The sequence below is a fragment of the Streptomyces sp. SudanB5_2050 genome (genome assembly GCF_964272335.1).
In the GTDB taxonomy this organism is placed as follows: domain Bacteria; phylum Actinomycetota; class Actinomycetes; order Streptomycetales; family Streptomycetaceae; genus Streptomyces; species Streptomyces rochei.
Genome location: NZ_OZ186760.1, coordinates 677097 through 691793 on the forward strand (window position 1 = coordinate 677097; position 14697 = coordinate 691793).

General features: G+C 71.7%; 13 protein-coding genes. 3 read left to right on the forward strand and 10 right to left on the reverse strand.

All coding sequences use genetic code 11. The annotated features are described in order from the left end of the window. Nucleotides 1–57 precede the first annotated feature (57 nt). Nucleotides 58–1254: a glycoside hydrolase family 64 protein gene (locus tag ACFZP7_RS02680; protein WP_385633756.1), complete on the forward strand. Its 1197-nt coding sequence runs from the start codon at nt 58–60 to the stop codon at nt 1252–1254. A 114-nt stretch (nt 1255–1368) separates the two neighbouring features. Here the strand turns inward: ACFZP7_RS02680 and ACFZP7_RS02685 are convergent, their stop codons facing one another. From ACFZP7_RS02685 to ACFZP7_RS02700, 4 genes are all read right to left on the reverse strand, one after another. After that, nucleotides 1369–2808, reverse strand: coding sequence for a GH1 family beta-glucosidase (locus ACFZP7_RS02685; protein WP_019324291.1), 1440 nt, complete (start codon nt 2806–2808; stop codon nt 1369–1371). A 77-nt stretch (nt 2809–2885) separates the two neighbouring features. Then, the gene (locus ACFZP7_RS02690) at nt 2886–3809 is read right to left on the reverse strand and encodes a carbohydrate ABC transporter permease (protein WP_019324290.1); all 924 of its coding nucleotides are present in this window, start codon (nt 3807–3809) and stop codon (nt 2886–2888) included. A 12-nt stretch (nt 3810–3821) separates the two neighbouring features. Continuing rightward, nucleotides 3822–4817 carry a carbohydrate ABC transporter permease gene (locus tag ACFZP7_RS02695; protein ID WP_385633757.1) on the reverse strand — a complete coding sequence of 332 codons (996 nt, stop codon included), beginning with the start codon at nt 4815–4817 and terminating at the stop codon, nt 3822–3824. 93 nt (nt 4818–4910) lie between these two features. Further along, a complete protein-coding gene (locus ACFZP7_RS02700) occupies nt 4911–6221 on the reverse strand; it encodes an ABC transporter substrate-binding protein (protein WP_385633758.1) in 1311 nt (436 codons plus the stop codon). A 323-nt stretch (nt 6222–6544) separates the two neighbouring features. Here ACFZP7_RS02700 and ACFZP7_RS02705 point away from each other — a divergent pair, with 323 nt between their 5' ends. After that, nucleotides 6545–7558 (forward strand): LacI family DNA-binding transcriptional regulator, encoded by a 1014-nt coding sequence (locus tag ACFZP7_RS02705; RefSeq protein ID WP_385633759.1) that lies wholly within the window; start codon nt 6545–6547, stop codon nt 7556–7558. 164 nt (nt 7559–7722) lie between these two features. Here ACFZP7_RS02705 and ACFZP7_RS02710 read toward each other — a convergent pair whose 3' ends face one another. After that, nucleotides 7723–8217: a DUF6083 domain-containing protein gene (locus ACFZP7_RS02710; RefSeq protein WP_385633760.1), complete on the reverse strand. Its 495-nt coding sequence runs from the start codon at nt 8215–8217 to the stop codon at nt 7723–7725. A gap of 180 nt (nt 8218–8397) precedes the next feature. Further along, nucleotides 8398–9015 (reverse strand): GNAT family N-acetyltransferase, encoded by a 618-nt coding sequence (locus tag ACFZP7_RS02715; protein WP_306691550.1) that lies wholly within the window; start codon nt 9013–9015, stop codon nt 8398–8400. Between the two features lie 74 nt (nt 9016–9089). Between ACFZP7_RS02715 and ACFZP7_RS02720 the strand changes: the two genes are divergently transcribed. After that, a complete protein-coding gene (locus ACFZP7_RS02720) occupies nt 9090–9650 on the forward strand; it encodes a GNAT family N-acetyltransferase (RefSeq protein WP_385633761.1) in 561 nt (186 codons plus the stop codon). Nucleotides 9651–9715: 65 nt separating this feature from the next. Here the strand turns inward: ACFZP7_RS02720 and ACFZP7_RS02725 are convergent, their stop codons facing one another. From ACFZP7_RS02725 to ACFZP7_RS02740, 4 genes are all read right to left on the reverse strand, one after another. After that, nucleotides 9716–10486: a class I SAM-dependent methyltransferase gene (locus ACFZP7_RS02725; RefSeq protein WP_359422228.1), complete on the reverse strand. Its 771-nt coding sequence runs from the start codon at nt 10484–10486 to the stop codon at nt 9716–9718. A gap of 93 nt (nt 10487–10579) precedes the next feature. Next, nucleotides 10580–11815 (reverse strand): aminotransferase class V-fold PLP-dependent enzyme, encoded by a 1236-nt coding sequence (locus ACFZP7_RS02730; RefSeq protein WP_385633762.1) that lies wholly within the window; start codon nt 11813–11815, stop codon nt 10580–10582. After that, nucleotides 11812–13149, reverse strand: coding sequence for a pyridoxal-phosphate dependent enzyme (locus ACFZP7_RS02735; RefSeq protein WP_046250644.1), 1338 nt, complete (start codon nt 13147–13149; stop codon nt 11812–11814). Before ACFZP7_RS02735 ends, ACFZP7_RS02730 begins: the two co-directional genes overlap by 4 nt. Further along, nucleotides 13146–14666 carry a Y4yA family PLP-dependent enzyme gene (locus ACFZP7_RS02740; RefSeq protein WP_385633763.1) on the reverse strand — a complete coding sequence of 507 codons (1521 nt, stop codon included), beginning with the start codon at nt 14664–14666 and terminating at the stop codon, nt 13146–13148. Before ACFZP7_RS02740 ends, ACFZP7_RS02735 begins: the two co-directional genes overlap by 4 nt. Between the last annotated feature and the right edge of the window lie 31 nt (nt 14667–14697).

Consider the following 14697-nt stretch of genomic DNA (forward strand, 5'->3'; position numbering starts at 1 on the left):
GAGCGCTCTCAGAAATCGGTACGGACCAACTCCCCCCACCCCGCACGGAGGTCGAGAGTGCTCTCCAGCCTCAAACACCGTCTGCTCGCCGTGGTCTCGGCCGCGGGCCTGGCCGGCGCCCTGCTCACCCTCGGGGCCTCGCCACCTGCGGACGCGGCGGTTCCCGCCACCATCCCCTTGAAGATCACCAACAACTCCAGCCGTGGCGAGCCCGTCCACATCTACAACCTCGGCACCTCGCTGACGACCGGACAGCAGGGCTGGGCCGACGCGGACGGCACCTTCCACGCCTGGCCCGCCGGCGGCAATCCCCCCACCCCCGCACCGGACGCGTCCATCCCCGGCCCCGCCGCCGGACAGACCAAGACGATCCGCATCCCCAAGCTGTCGGGGCGCATCTACTTCTCGTACGGCCGAAAGCTCGACTTCCGGCTCACCACGGGCGGACTGGTGCAGCCGGCCGTGCAGAACCCGAACGACCCCAACCGCGACATCCTGTTCAACTGGTCCGAGTACACCCTCAACGACTCCGGGCTGTGGCTGAACAGCACCCAGGTCGACATGTTCTCCGCGCCCTACACCGTCGGCGTGCAGCGTGCCGACGGCGGTGTGAGCAGCGCGGGCCGGCTGAAGGCCGGCGGCTACCGGGGCGTGTTCGACGCGCTGCGGGCGCAGCCCGGCTGGGGCGGGCTGGTCCAGACCCGGTCCGACGGCACCGTGCTGCGGGCGCTGGCGCCGCTGTACGGCGTGGAGACCGGGGCCCTGCCCGCGTCGGTCATGGACGACTACATCAACCGGGTGTGGCAGAAGTACACGACGAGCACCCTCACCGTCACCCCGTTCGCGGACCGGCCCGGGACGAAGTACTACGGACGCGTCTCGGGCGGCGTCATGCACTTCACCGACGGTTCCGGTGCGGTCGTGACGAGCTTCCAGAAGCCCGACGCCTCCAGTGTCTTCGGTTGCCACAGGCTTCTGGACGCCCCGAACGACCAGGTGCGCGGGCCGATCTCCCGCACCCTGTGCGCCGGTCTCAACCGCTCGACGCTGCTCAGCAACCCGAACCAGCCCGACCCCTCGGCGGCCGGCTTCTACCAGGACTCCGTGACCAACCACTACGCGCGGATCATCCACGGCAACATGGCCGACGGGAAGGCGTACGCCTTCGCCTTCGACGACGTCGGCCACCACGAGTCACTGGTGCACGACGGCGATCCGGTCGAGGCGCGGCTGACGCTCGACCCTCTCGACTGACCCGGTCCAGGGGGTGCCCGGCCCCCGGTCCCGCGCATCGGCGCGGGACCGGGGGCCGGGCTCTTGGTGCGGCACCGCGCGGGGCGGTGGACGGCGGTGCCGCACCGGGTCCGGTCAGGCGCCGGGCAGGACGCCGGTACGGGCGACCTCGGAGTACCAGCGGGCGCTCGCCTTGGGGATGCGGGTGCCGGTGGGGTAGTCCACGTAGACGGCGCCGAAGCGCTTGCCGTAGCCGTGGGCCCACTCGAAGTTGTCCAGCAGCGACCACAGGAAGTAGCCCCGCACGTCCGCGCCGTCCACGATGGCCCGGTGGACGGCGGCCAGGTGATCGCGCACATAGGCGATCCGGGCGGGGTCGTTGACCCGGCCCTCCGGGTCGGCGTAGTCGTCGAAGGCCGCGCCGTTCTCCGTGATGACCAGTGGGAGCCGGGGGAAGTCGGAGGACAGCCGGCGCAGCAGGTCGTACAGGCCGGTGGGGTCGACCGCCCAGCCCATCGCCGTGGTCTCGCCCGGCGGCTGGTGGAAGGCGACCCGGTCGGCTCCCGGCCAGGGGCTGTACGGGCTGTTGCCGTGTCCGTCCGAGGTGTGGACGCCGCTGCCGTCGGCCTGCGAGACGACGGTGGGCGTGTAGTAGTTGACGCCGAGGAAGTCCAGGGGCTGCCGGGCCTGCTCCAGGTCGCCGTCCCGCACGAAGGACCAGTCGGTGAGGTGCGCGGTGTCCTTGAGCAGGTCCTCCGGGTAGGCGCCCCGCAGCATCGGGCCGGTGAACACCCGGTTGGCGAGCGCGTCGATCCGGCGGGCCGCGTCCGCGTCGGCGTCACCGCCGGTCAGCGGGCGCACATGGTGGATGTTGAGGGTGACCGAGCACTGGGCGTCGGCCCGGACCCGGTCCCGCAGCGCCTGGACGGCCAGGCCGTGCGCCAGGTTCAGGTGGTGGGCGGCGCGCAGGGCGGCGACCGGGTCGGTGCGCCCCGGGGCGTGCACGCCCGAGCCGTAGCCGAGGAAGGCGCTGCACCAGGGCTCGTTGAGGGTGGTCCAGGTCTTCACCCGGTCACCGAGGGCGTCCGCCGCGAGGGCCGTGTACTCGGCGAACCGCTCGGCCGTGGCGCGCTCGGGCCAGCCTCCGGCGTCCTCCAGTTCCTGCGGGAGGTCCCAGTGGTACAGGGTGGCGACGGGCTGGATGCCCTTCTCCAGCAGCTCGTCCACCAGGCGCCGGTAGAAGTCCAGGCCCTTCTGCACGGCGGGCCCCCGGCCGGTGGGCTGGATACGGGTCCAGGCGAGGGAGAAGCGGTAGGCGCCGAGGCCGAGTTCGGCCATCAGGGCGACGTCCTCGCGCCAGCGGTGGTAGTGGTCGGTGGCGGTGTCCCCGGTGTCGCCGTTGCGGACCCGGCCGGGGGTGCGGGCGTAGGTGTCCCAGATGGACGGTGTGCGTCCGTCCTCGGTCGCGGCCCCCTCGATCTGGTAGGAGGCGGTCGCGGAGCCCCAGAGGAAACCCTTGGGGAAGGTCCGGGGGGCGTCCGGGGCGGACGCGGTCTGCTGTGCTGCGGTGACCACGTAAGTCCTTTCGGAAGGGAGGGTTCGCAGGCTCGTCGTGCCGTGCGGGGACGGTGGAGGAGCGGGAGGACGGCCGGTCAGCCCTTGACGGCGCCCGCCATGATGCCGCTGACGATCTGCCGGCCGAAGACGACGAACATCACCAGCAGGGGCAGCGTGCCGAGCAGCGCGCCCGCCATGATCAGCGACTGGTCGCGGACATAGCCCGCGCTGAGCTGGGTGAGGGCGACGGGAACGGTCGGGTTGGTCATGTCGAGCACCACGAACGGCCAGAAGAAGTCGTTCCACGCGTGCACGAACGTGATCATGAACAGCACCGCCATCGCCGGCCGTGCGACGGGCAGCACGATGCTCCAGAAGATGCGCAGCGAGTGCGCCCCGTCCACGCGGCCGGCCTCGACGAGTTCGTCCGGCAGCGCCTCCGACAGGTACTGGCGCATGAAGAAGACGCCGACCGCGCTGACCAGGGTCGGGAAGATGACCGCGGGCAGCTGCTGGGACCAGCCCAGCTCGGACATCATCATGAAGAGCGGCACCACGCCGAGCTGCGGCGGCACCATCATGGTGCCGATCACCAGCATCAGCAGGGCGTTGCGGCCCTTGAACCGCAGCTTGGCGAAAGCGAAGCCGGCGAGCGTCGCGAACATCACCGTGGACAGGGCGATCACGCCGGCCACGATCAGACTGTTGACCATGGCCTTGCCCATGGCGGCCTCGTCCCAGGCCCGGGCGAGATTGCTGAACAGGTTCGGACCGGGCAGGAACGGCGGCGGGGTCTGACTGACCCGGGTGTTGTCGGTCGAGGCGGCCACCATCGTCCAGTAGAGCGGGAAGATGGACAGCAGGGCCATGATGCCGAGCAGGACGTAGGCGAGCGGACCCGCGTGGTGCTGGCGGCCGGCGCGCTGGCGCAGCAGCCGGCGGCCCCCGCGCCCGGGCGGCTTCTCGGCGGCGGTCCCGCCCCGGACGTCCGTCCGGGCCGGGAGGCTTTGAGTGGTCATGACGGCTCCAGGTCAGGACGTACGGGAGCGCAGGCGCTTGATCAGGCGCTGCACGACGAAGACGAGGATCAGCAGCAGGAACATCGCCCAGGCGACGGTCGCCGAGCGGCCCATCTGGTAGTTCTTCCAGCCCTCCTCGTACAGCAGCAGGCCCAGCGTCTGGTACTGGTTGTCGGCGCCGCCGGTGACGCCGTTGGGTCCCTGGCCGAAGATCAGAGGCTCGCCGAACAGCTGGGTGGCGCCGATCGTGGACAGCACGATGGTGAACACGATGGTGGAGCGGATGCCGGGGACGGTGACGTGGGTGAACTGCTGCCACCGGGAGGCCCCGTCGAGGGAGGCCGCCTCGTACCGGTCGGCGGGGATGGCCTGCATGGCGGCTAGGTACAGCAGGGCGTTGTAGCCGGTCCAGCGCCAGATGACGATCGTGGAGATGGCGACCTGGGCGGGCCATTTGTCGGCCTCCCAGTCCACCGGGTCGATGCCGACGGTGCCGAGCGCCCAGTTGATCATGCCGAAGTCGCGTTCGAAGATCATGGTGAAGACCAGCGCGGCGGCGGCGACCGAGGTGGCGTACGGAACGAGCGAGGCGACCCGGAAGAACAGCGAGGCGCGCATGCGGTAGTTGAGCAGGTGCGCGAGGCCCAGGGCCATCAGCAGCTGCGGCACGGTGGAGATGACGCCGATGGTGACGGTGTTCCGCAGTGCGTTCCAGAACCGTGAGTCGCCCCAGAGGTCGACGTAGTTGTCGAGGGCCACCCACTCCATCACGTCGAGGGTGGCCAGTTCCACGTCGTGCAGGGAGATCCACGAGGTGTAGACGAGGGGGTAGAAGCTGAAGGCGGCGAAGACGACGAAGAACGGCGCGACGAAGGCGTACGGGGCGCCCTTGATGTCGAGCCGGTGCAGCAGCGCGCCGCGCCGCCGCGCGGTGCCCCGGGCACTCGGCTCACCGGGCGGGGCGGGCGGCGTCCCGCCGGCCGGGACCTTGGTGGTGGAGGTGGCCACCGGACTTCCTTCCTGAGAGCGGACGGGTGGGCCGGGCCCGGGGCCCGCCCGCGGAGCGCGGGCGGGCCCGGCCGGCCCAGGGAGGGGCGACGGTCAGCCGACCGCCTTCTCGATGCGCTCCGCGGTGGTGTTCCACGCCTCCTCGCGCGGGGTGCCCTGCTGCTCGATCAGCGTCAGGCCCTGGGAGAAGGTGTCCTTGATCGTGCCGTCCTTGCGCCCGAGCACCTGCTTGTCCGGGATCTCCTGGGCGGCGGCTCCGAAGATCTGGCCGATCGGGGCGTTGTCGAAGTACTCCGACTGGGCGTTCTTGACGTCGGCGGACTGCAACGCCTGCTCGGAGGAGGGGATGTTGCCGATCTCCTTGAAGATGTGGGCCTGCTGCTCGGGCGCGGTCAGCCACGCGACGAGCTTCTTCGCCTCCTCCTTGACCGGGCTCTGTTCCACCACGCCGAGGAAGGATCCGCCCCAGTTGGCGCCCTTGGGGGCGCGGGCGACGTCCCACTTGCCCTTGTTCGCGGGGCCGGCCTTCTCACTGATGTGGCTGAGCATCCAGGCCGGGCACACGGCCCTGGCGAACGTGCCGTTGGCCAGGCCGGGGTCCCAACCCGGCTGGAACTGACGCAGCTTGGCGGTCAGTCCGTCCTCACCGGCGTCCGCGGCGAGGTTCCACGCTTCCTTGACGGCCGGGTTCGTCTGGTAGATCAGCTCGCCCTGCTCGTCGTAGTACTGCTCGGGGTAGCCGTAGACCATGGCGTTGAACAGACCGCTCGCCGCGTCCATGTAGGCCACGTCGTCGCCCTTGAAGTCCTTCTTGAAGGTGCGGCCGACCTCGACGTACTTCTTCCAGTCCCCCGCCCACAGTTTCGCGACCTCCTCCCGGTCGGTGGGCAGGCCGGCCTGCTCGAAGTAGTCCTTGCGGTAGCAGACGGCCATCGGGCCGATGTCGGTGCCCAGGCCCAGCACCTTGCCGTCCTCGGTGCTGATCTGCGACTCCTTCCAGGGCAGGAAGTGGTCGGTGCCGGGCGTCTTCGAGAAGTCGGCGAACTTGTCCGCCTGCGTCTCGGTGATCTCCTTGGCCCGGCCGATCTCTATGCCCTGGATGTCCTTCAGGCCCTTGCCGGCGGCGAGCCTGGTCTGCAGCGCGGTGTAGTACGTCTGCTCGTCGCCGGCGATCTCCGCCTGGATGTCGACGTCCGGATTCTCCTTCTCGTACTTCTCGAGGAGGCCCGTCTCCTTGATGCCCATCACCCCGTACAGCCCCATGGTGATGACGGTCTTGCCGTCCTTCTTGCCGCCGCCGGTGACGGAGTCGTCACCGCTGCTGCAGCCGACGACGAGCGTCAGCGCGCCGACGGCCGCGACCGCCGCCGACGCCCTCACGCGTACTGAACCGAGACTGCCCATGGATCTCCTCCTAGCGACGGCGCTCACACACCGGAGTGGCTGGTCCTGCGACGGTCACCGCGATGACCGCAGCGGCTCTGATGGGTCCGAACATGGGGTGGGAACGTGCCCAATTTTGGTGGGCACGTTCCCACCGGCGCATCGAAGACTCGTGGGAGCGCGCCCATCTGTCAATGACTTGAACGCAAGTTGCCGACGAGTACGTGAGCCGGCGTTCGGTTCCCGGCACCTGGGGGCTGCTGCGCCGACGGCCGCGTCTGCAAGAATTGCCGCAGGTCACCTCCGCGGCAGGCACCGCCGCCGCGGCCGCCGAGGGGGAGTGCATGACCGGAAACCGCCGTCCCACGATCAAAACGGTCGCCGCCCGTGCCGGCGTGGGCCGCACCACGGTCTCCCGGGTCGTCAACGGCTCGGACCTCGTGAGCGCCGACGCGCGGGCCCGGGTCCTCGCGGCGATCAAGGAGCTCAACTACGTCCCCAACTCGGTCGCGCGCGGCCTGGTCACCAACCGCACCGACGCCGTCGCCCTGGTGATCCCCGAGTCGGAGAGCAGGCTCGGTTCGGAGCCGTTCTTCGCGGCGCTGATCCGCGGGGTGAGCGGCGCCCTCGCCGAGAGCCGCACCCAGTTGCAGCTGATGCTCGTCCGCGACCAGGCGGAACGTGACCAGTTGACCGAATCGGTGGCGACCCGCCGGGTGGACGGGGTGCTGCTGGTCTCCGTGCACTCCGAGGACCGGCTGCCGGGCATGCTGGAGGAGATGGGCCTGCCCACCGTGCTGGCCGGACGCCGGGACGCGGGCGAGCGACTGAGCTACGTCAACTCGGACAACGTCGGCGGTGCCGCGGCGGCGGTCCGGCACCTGCTGGAGGGCGGCCGCCGCAGGATCGCCACGGTGAGCGGACCGCTGGACATGGACGTCGGCCGCAGCAGGCTCGCGGGCTGGCGCAGCGCCCACGAGGAGGCGGGGGTTCCCGCCGACGAACTCCTGGTCGAGACGGGCGACTTCACCGAGGAGGGCGGTCGGCGGGCCATGCGTTTGCTTCTTGAACGCGCCCCGGATCTGGACGCGGTCTTCGCCGCCTCCGACCTGATGGCGGTGGGGGCCCTGGCCGAACTGCGCCGCCGGGGCAGACGGGTCCCCGGGGATGTGGCCGTCGTCGGATTCGAGGATTCCGTCCTCGCCCGCCACACCGATCCGCCACTGACGACGGTGCGTCAGCCGGTCGAGGAGCTGGGCCGGACCATGGCCCGCATCCTCACCGACATCACCCGGCACGGCGCCCCCCGGCAGCAGGTGACACTGCCCACGGAGCTGGTGGTGCGCGAGTCCTCCTGACGGGCTGACGGAGCGTCGGTTCGGCGGCCCGTTCGGCCGCTCGGCGCGGAGCGAGGGAGTCGCACCCGCAGCCCCTGCCGAGCAGTCGTGCCCGCACAGGTGTCAGGGAGGCGTGCCCGGACCCCGTCGCCGAGGCGCCGGCCGTGCCGGCGCCGTGGGGCGGGTCATCCCGCGTCGGGCAGCGTCCCCCGGAAGTCGTCCTCGCACGCCTGTCGTGTCGCCCGGCGTGTGTTCTCCGCTCGTACGGCGGCGAGCCAGCGCCACGGTTCGATGTCGTCCAAGGAGAGCCCCGGACAGGCGAGTCGGTGGGGGATGCGGCACGCCGAGCCCGGCGGGGGCTCGCCCAGCCCACCGTTCCAGGCGCGTCCGTCCGCGTCGACGTACCAGCGGTGACCCCCGGGGACCAGGTGGGCGGGGACGGTGAGCAGGGGTTCGAGCAGCACGTGCCGACCGGTGTAGGTGAGCCGGCGCTCGCCGGTCAAGCCGCAGTGCGGGCAGACGGGCGGGGCCGGGGGTTCCGGTCCGGTGGCCCCGTCGTGAGCGGCCTGGGTCCGGTCCACGCCTTCCCAGGGCCGTGCGGCGTCGGCGGGCGACTGCCTGCTGCTGTCGGGGCCGGGTAACGGGAAGAGGTGCGGTTCACGTTCGTGTGTATCCGCCATGAAAGTGAGCGTGCGACCGGCGTCGAGGGCGGGGTAGGGCGCAAAACGGGCGCAACGGCAGCACAGGGGTGGGTCGGACGGACCACACCTCTCCCCCGCCCCTCGATATAACGCGTTTCACGTGAAACCGGACAGCGGCCGTCGTGTGTGGCGCCGGCGCCACACACGACGGCGAGAGGTTCAGAGGCCGGCCGGGGAGCGCGGCTCGCGCCGCATGGCCCACAGCGTGGGACCGCCACCCGGCAGGCGGAACTCCTCCCGCACGGTGAAGCCGAAGTGCTCGTAGATCGGGAGGTTCGACGGCTTGGAGGACTCCAGGCAGACGGGCAGGCCGGCCGCGTCCGCCTTGGCCAGGCCCGAGCGCAGCAGCGCGGCTCCGTGGCCCCCGCCCTGGGCGGCCGGGTCGGCGCCGATCACCGCCAGGTACCAGTGGGGCTCCGCGGGGCTGTGGTGGGCCGCGGCCTCGACGGCGTCGCGGAAGAGACCGGCTCGGTCACCGAGGATGCTCATCAGCTCCTGGATCGTCTCCGCGTCCGGCACCGCCTGGGCCTGTCCCTCCGGCGGGACCCAGAAGGCCGCCGCGGCACCGGTGCGTTCACACACCCCGTGACGGACGTACTGCCTGGAGAAGATCGTGGTGAAGTAACGGCCCAGCGCCTCCTGGCGCGAGGAGTCGTCGGGGAAGAACCAACGCATCATCGGGTCGTCGTCGAAGGCACGCGCCAGGGTGGCGCCCACCGCCGCGGCGTCGTCGGGCGTCGCTGTCTCCGGAGTGCTCGTTATCGGCATACCGGCCATTCTGCCGCGCAGTTGATCTTGCCTGTCCCCTGGGGTGCCGCAACGGCGGACGCGGCACTGGCAGACTGACGGACGTGACGACGCACGAGACCGTACCCGCCCCTACGTTCACCCAGCTCACGCGGGCTCAGGACGCCACCGACGCGGTACGCCGGGACCTCGCGGAGTGCTGGACGGCGGTCATCAACGCCGGGGGCGCGGTGGTGCCCATGGGGTGCCCGCTCCCGCCGGTCTCCCCCGCGCACCTGGCTCCGTCGGTGGACGCCCTCGTCGAAGGGCTCGCTCCGCAGCGCCGCAGGCTGCTCATGGCCTCCGTAGAGGGCGCGCTCGCGGGGTGGGTGCTGCTGCGCCGCGACCCGCACGCCCTGGAGGCGCACTACGGAACGGTCAACCACCTTCAGACGCACGTCCGTTTCCGTGGGCTGGGGGTCGGTGCCGCACTGATGCGCCGACTGCCCGAGATCGCCCGCGAGGAGATGGGCCTGGAGCGGCTGCGGCTCGCGGTGCGGGCCGGTCTGGGCCTCGAGGACTTCTACCGCGGGGTCGGCTGGGCCGAGGTGGGGCGGTGGCCGGGCGCGCTCCGCGTCGCGCCCGGTGACGACCGTGACGAGATCCTGATGAGCCTCGCTCTCTGATCCGGCGGGCGGCATGCCCTTCGCCCTACCCGGACGGCGCACGCACCGGTCGCCGGCAGGGCGGGTCAGTCGCCCTTGACCGCCACCAGGACCGCGCTGTCCCCGAACCGCCAGACCGGCGCGACGTGGCGGAACCCCGCCCGGTGCAGCAACTCGGCGTGCCGCTCCAGCGGCAGGTCCTCGTCGGGCCCGGTCGTGTCGAGGGCCGCGCGGCGCCGCGCACGCTCCGCGTACAGGTCGGCCAGTTCGGGGTCCCGGGCCGCGGCGGCCCACCACGCGTCCCAGTCCTCGTGGGCGTGTCCGCCCGTCCGCTCGGCACGGCACCGCCCCACATGCGCGGTGATGCCCGCGCAGGAGGCGTCGCCGGGCGGGAAGTGGTCGCCGTTGACCAGCACCCCTCCGGGGCGCAGCAGCGCGGCGAGACGCCGGTAGGTGTCCAGGAGGACCGGTTCGGGGAGGTAGTGCAGGGCCGTGGTGGAGACGGCGCCGTCCAGCGGGCGTCGCAGCCCGAGGGCGTCGGTCCAGCCGTCGGCGCCGATCACGGTGTCGACGTAGCGGGCGGCGTCGGCGTGGTGGGTGCGCCCCAGTTCCAGCAGCAGGGGGTCCATGTCGGCGGCGACCACCTCCGCGTCCGGCATGCGGCCGGCGAGTCGGGCGGCGAGGGAGCCGGGGCCGCAGCCGAGGTCGAGGAGGAGCGGCCGGGGGCGGCCGGCGGTGACGTACTCGACGACATCCGTGATCACCGTGAACCGCTCCTCGCGGTCCACGGCGTAGCGCTGCTGCTGTCGTTCCCAGCGCTCCACCCACGTACCGGCCACCGCCATGCTGATGCCCATCTGGTCGCGCCACCTCTTCCGTCTCTCACCCGTCGTGGTCGGGACCGAATCTACAGGTGGAAACGGTTATCAGTTGCCTTCTCGTCCGCCGGTTCACGCCAACGAGGTGAGGACGGTGAGCAACCGGTCGATCTCCTCCCCCGTGTTGTAGACGTGCAGACTCACCCGCACCGATCCCTTCTCGTCGTCCGCACCGGCCTGGCAGAGGCTGTCGGCCCGCACCATGAAGCCGTGGCTGTAGAGGATGAAGCCGAGGTCGTCGGAGGGGATGTCGCGGTGCCGGAAGGTGACGATGCCGTGCCGCCGCTGGGCAGCAGGCAGCGCGGAATCCGCGGCCAGACTGGTGGGGCAGCCGAGGATCTCGTACGGGTCGAGGTGGCGCAGCCGGTCGGTCAGCCGGGTGGTGAGTCCGTCCGTCCAGCGGGCGATCCGGTCCGCCCCCGCCTCGTCGAGCCAGTCCAGCGCGGCTCCCAGCGACACGATGCCCACCGTGTTGGGCGTGCCCCGCCAGCCGGCCGGGCGGAACCCGGGGCCCCGCGCGTTGCGCGCCCAGACCGCTCCCGTACCGGGCAGGGCCATCGCCTTGTGTCCCGAGAAGACCACGAAGTCGACATCGAGCGCGGGGTCGGCCAGGTCGACGGGCAGATGCCCGACGCTCTGGGCCGCGTCCAGGCAGATCGGCACGTCCGGGCCGACCGCCTCCCGGATGCGGTGCACGTTCATGTCACCGCCGTAGACGTGGTGCACGTGGGTGGCGGCCACGAACCGGGTCCGGGGCCCGACGAGTCCGCCGAGGGCGCGGTGGTCGTAGTCGCCCGAGACCGCCTGGTGGGGCAGGGCGCGCACCTGTATCGCGACACCGCGCTCGGCGAGCAGTCGCCGGGCTTCGAGCCAGGGGTCGAGGTTCGCCCGGTGGTCGGCGAACGGCACCAGGATCTCGTCGCCGTCGCGCAGGTACGGCACGAGCCAGTCGCGGGCGACGGTGCGCAGTCCCTCGCTGGTCCCGCTGGTGAAGTGGACCGTGGACCGGCCCGGTTCCGGGTCGCCGAGGAACTCCTTGACCCGCTCCCTGGTCTCCTCCACCAGGCGGGTGGTCCGGTTGGCCCAGGGGTACGTGCCGCGGCCGGCGTTGGCGTTCGTCGTCGTGAGGTAGGCATGGACGGCGTCGAGCACCGCCTGCGGCTTCTGGGAGGTCGCCGCGCTGTCCAGGTAGGCCGACTCCGGGTGAGCGGTCACGATGGGGAACTGTTCCCTCAGCTTCCGCTGCCAGAGCCGGTCCGGCCCGTCGTCGGCGTGCCCGGTCGGCGGCAGCGGACGGCCGGTGCTCATTCGCGCACCAGCGGTGCGCCCGCGTCCCGCCAGGCCACGATGCCACCGGCCAGACTCCGCACGTCGGGGTGGCCCATGCGGGTCAGCAGTGCCGCGTGGCGCAGCGACTTCTCGCCGACCGGACAGGCCAGCAGCACCGGCGTCCGTTTGCTGAAGGGAAGTCCGCCGCGGACCAGTTCCTCGAACAGCTCGTCGACGATGTTGACCGAGCCCTCGATGTGCAGGGCCGCGTAGGCGTGCGGGCTGCGCATGTCCACGACGAGCGGCCGGGGATCGCTCTCGGCGATCCAGCGGCGGGCCTCCTCCACGCCCACGGACCGGGCGTCCGCCCGTACGTCCTCCTCGGTGAGGGCGGCGAGCGCGGGCACCCGGGCCGTCCTGCCCAGCAGTTCGGGACGTCGGGCGCGCACGTAGCTCAGATAGCTCTCCGCCCGGTCGCAGACGATGAACACCGCGGTCTCCCGGCGTCCCGTGCCCTCCAGTGCCTCGTCGGCATCCCTCAGGTACCGGACCGCGCCCTGGTAGGCGGCGCCTCCGGTGGGCCCCGACAGCAGTCCGCAGCGGCGGATCAGGGTGAGCATCCCGTCGATGGCCTCGCCCGAGGTGACGGCCTCGATGGTGTCGTACGTCGCGGGGTCGAACAGGCCGACCTGGTGGACCTCGTCGATGGTGCGGATGCCGGGGACGAAGTCCGACTTGTCGGCGACCAGGCCGAGGACCCGCACGTCCGGGTCGTGCTCGCGCAGGACCCGGGCCACGCCGGTCGACGAACCGGCCGTCCCCACGCAGGCCACGAACCAGTCCGGCGCCCTCCCGTCCAGGTCCTTGACGATCTCCGGGCCGGTGCCGGCCGCGTGGGCCTCCACGTTGCGCGGGTTGAAGTACTGGTCGGTGTGCAGGTAGGTGCTGCCGGGCTCGGTGAGGGCCTGGTGGAAGTGGGTCAGCGGATCGTCGGTGTCGGTCGGGTCCAGGCATTCGCTGCGCCCGGGCAACTCCTCGATCTCGGCGCCGAGGAGCAGCAGCAGTTCCTTGATCTCCGGTACGCGCATGCGGTTGGTGACGCTCTTGAACTTCAGGCCGTGCAGACCGGCCAGCAGGGCCAGCGCCTTGGCGGTGTTGCCGCTGGAGAGTTCGACGACCGTGCCCTCGCCGCCCGCGGCCCCCTCCAGATGGGGGCGGGCCATGTGCCAGGCGGGACGGTCCTTGACGGATCCGAACGGGTTGAGCATCTCCAGCTTCGCGTACAGGTCGATGTTGCGCAGCCCGTGCACGGCGGGGTCGATGCGGACCAGCGGTGTGTTGCCGATGGCGTCCGTGATGCTGTCGTACCTCATGCGGGCGTACCCCCCGGGTGTGTGATCGGCCAGTAGTCCTCGTCCGGGCACCAGCGCCAGGAGTCGCCCTCCCGCTCCACGGCCACCGTCCGCGCCGACGGCTGCCGCTGCGCCTGGTGGGCGTGGAAGTCCATGGCGTACCCGGCTGTGTTGACGAAGGCCAGCACGTCCCCTGCGCGCGGCAGCCTCGGGAGGAACACCAGCCGACGGGTGATCAGGTCGGCCTCCAGGCACAGGTTGCCGACGAGGTGGACTCCTACCGGTCCCCCGGCGCCCTCGCCGCCCTCCCGGCCGTCGTCTTGGCGCGCGTCGCCTCGGGGCAGCAGGACGGGGTCCATCAGCACGCCGTGCTCCTCCAGGCTCACGTCCCCCGCGTTCATGCCCAAGCGCACCAGATGCGCGCCCGGTTCCTCCCCGGTGCTCCGCACGTCCAGGACCCGGGCCAGGGAGAGTCCGCACTGGTCGACGAGGGAGCGGCCGGGTTCGATGTGGAGGTCGTGGAGGTGCTCGAGGAGGAGCGTGCCCGGCTCCCGGCCCAGGACCGGCGCGGGGAGCGAGAGGAGTTCGTCGAGGTAGCCGGGGCCTGCGTGGGGGCGGTGGCCCGGGTAGAGGGCCATGGTCCCGCGCACCGTGCCGCCCTCGTTGCGCAGCCCGTAACCGTGACCGCGCCAGGTCAGGGGCGGGCGACCGCCGAGGACCGCCTCGCTGAGCGCGGTCGTCCAGCGCTGCCACTCCCCCGCGTCGGCGACGTAGCCGACGCCGAAACCGCCGCCGATGTCGACGGCGCGGGGCGCCAGGCCCCGCCTGCGGCAGGCGTCCATGAGCAGCACGCACTGCTCCAGGGCCCGGGCCTTCTCCTCCAGGCCGGTGGTGTCCAAGTGGTAGGCGAGGCCGACGAGTTCGACCGCGTCCGCGTGCCGTTCCAGAGCCGCCCAGAGGGCGTCCGCGTCCCGCACGGGGGTACCGAAGCGGCTGCGCCGTGACAGCAGGCGGGTGCCCGCTCCGTTCTCGCCGTCGGCCGACTCGAAGCCGGACAGACGTGCCAGCACCCGGACCCGGCCGAGCCCGTGCCCCCGCACGAGACCGGCCAGCCGGTCCAGTTCGCCCGGCGAGTCCAGGTTCACGGTGGCGCCGACACGGGCCGCCAGCCACAGGAACTCCGCGTCCTTCGGGCCGGTCGCCATGACGCGGTCGCCGGTGAAGCCGCAGCCCAGGGCGTGCCGCAGCTCTTCCAGCGACGCGACGTCGATGCCGACGGCCGTCGGGTCCTCGGCCGCCAGTCTGCGCACCAGGGCGCTGGAACGGTTCGCCTTGTGCGCGAAGTAGATCCGCCCGGTGAGACGGTGGCGGCGGTAGACGGCCCGGAACCGCGCCGCGTTCTCGGCGACGGTCTCGGGAAGCAGTACGTTGAGCGGCGATCCGAGGGCGTCGACGAGTGAGTGCAGGAACGGTGCGGCGCCCAGCAGTGAGGCGAGCGGTGGTTCCACCCGCGGTCTCAGATATAAGGGCACGTCCACGTCAGACCCCTCCCCGAGTCGGCCGACCGTC

What these genes read in the sequence shown, in the direction of transcription:
- ACFZP7_RS02690 (WP_019324290.1), bottom strand. Translation starts at nt 3,809, where the DNA reads ATGACCACTCAAAGCCTCCCGGCCCGGACGGACGTCCGGGGCGGGACC.
- ACFZP7_RS02700 (WP_385633758.1), bottom strand. Translation starts at nt 6,221, where the DNA reads ATGGGCAGTCTCGGTTCAGTACGCGTGAGGGCGTCGGCGGCGGTCGCG.
- ACFZP7_RS02705 (WP_385633759.1), top strand. Translation starts at nt 6,545, where the DNA reads ATGACCGGAAACCGCCGTCCCACGATCAAAACGGTCGCCGCCCGTGCC.
- ACFZP7_RS02710 (WP_385633760.1), bottom strand. Translation starts at nt 8,217, where the DNA reads ATGGCGGATACACACGAACGTGAACCGCACCTCTTCCCGTTACCCGGC.
- ACFZP7_RS02715 (WP_306691550.1), bottom strand. Translation starts at nt 9,015, where the DNA reads ATGGCCGGTATGCCGATAACGAGCACTCCGGAGACAGCGACGCCCGAC.
- ACFZP7_RS02725 (WP_359422228.1), bottom strand. Translation starts at nt 10,486, where the DNA reads ATGGGCATCAGCATGGCGGTGGCCGGTACGTGGGTGGAGCGCTGGGAA.
- ACFZP7_RS02730 (WP_385633762.1), bottom strand. Translation starts at nt 11,815, where the DNA reads ATGAGCACCGGCCGTCCGCTGCCGCCGACCGGGCACGCCGACGACGGG.
- ACFZP7_RS02735 (WP_046250644.1), bottom strand. Translation starts at nt 13,149, where the DNA reads ATGAGGTACGACAGCATCACGGACGCCATCGGCAACACACCGCTGGTC.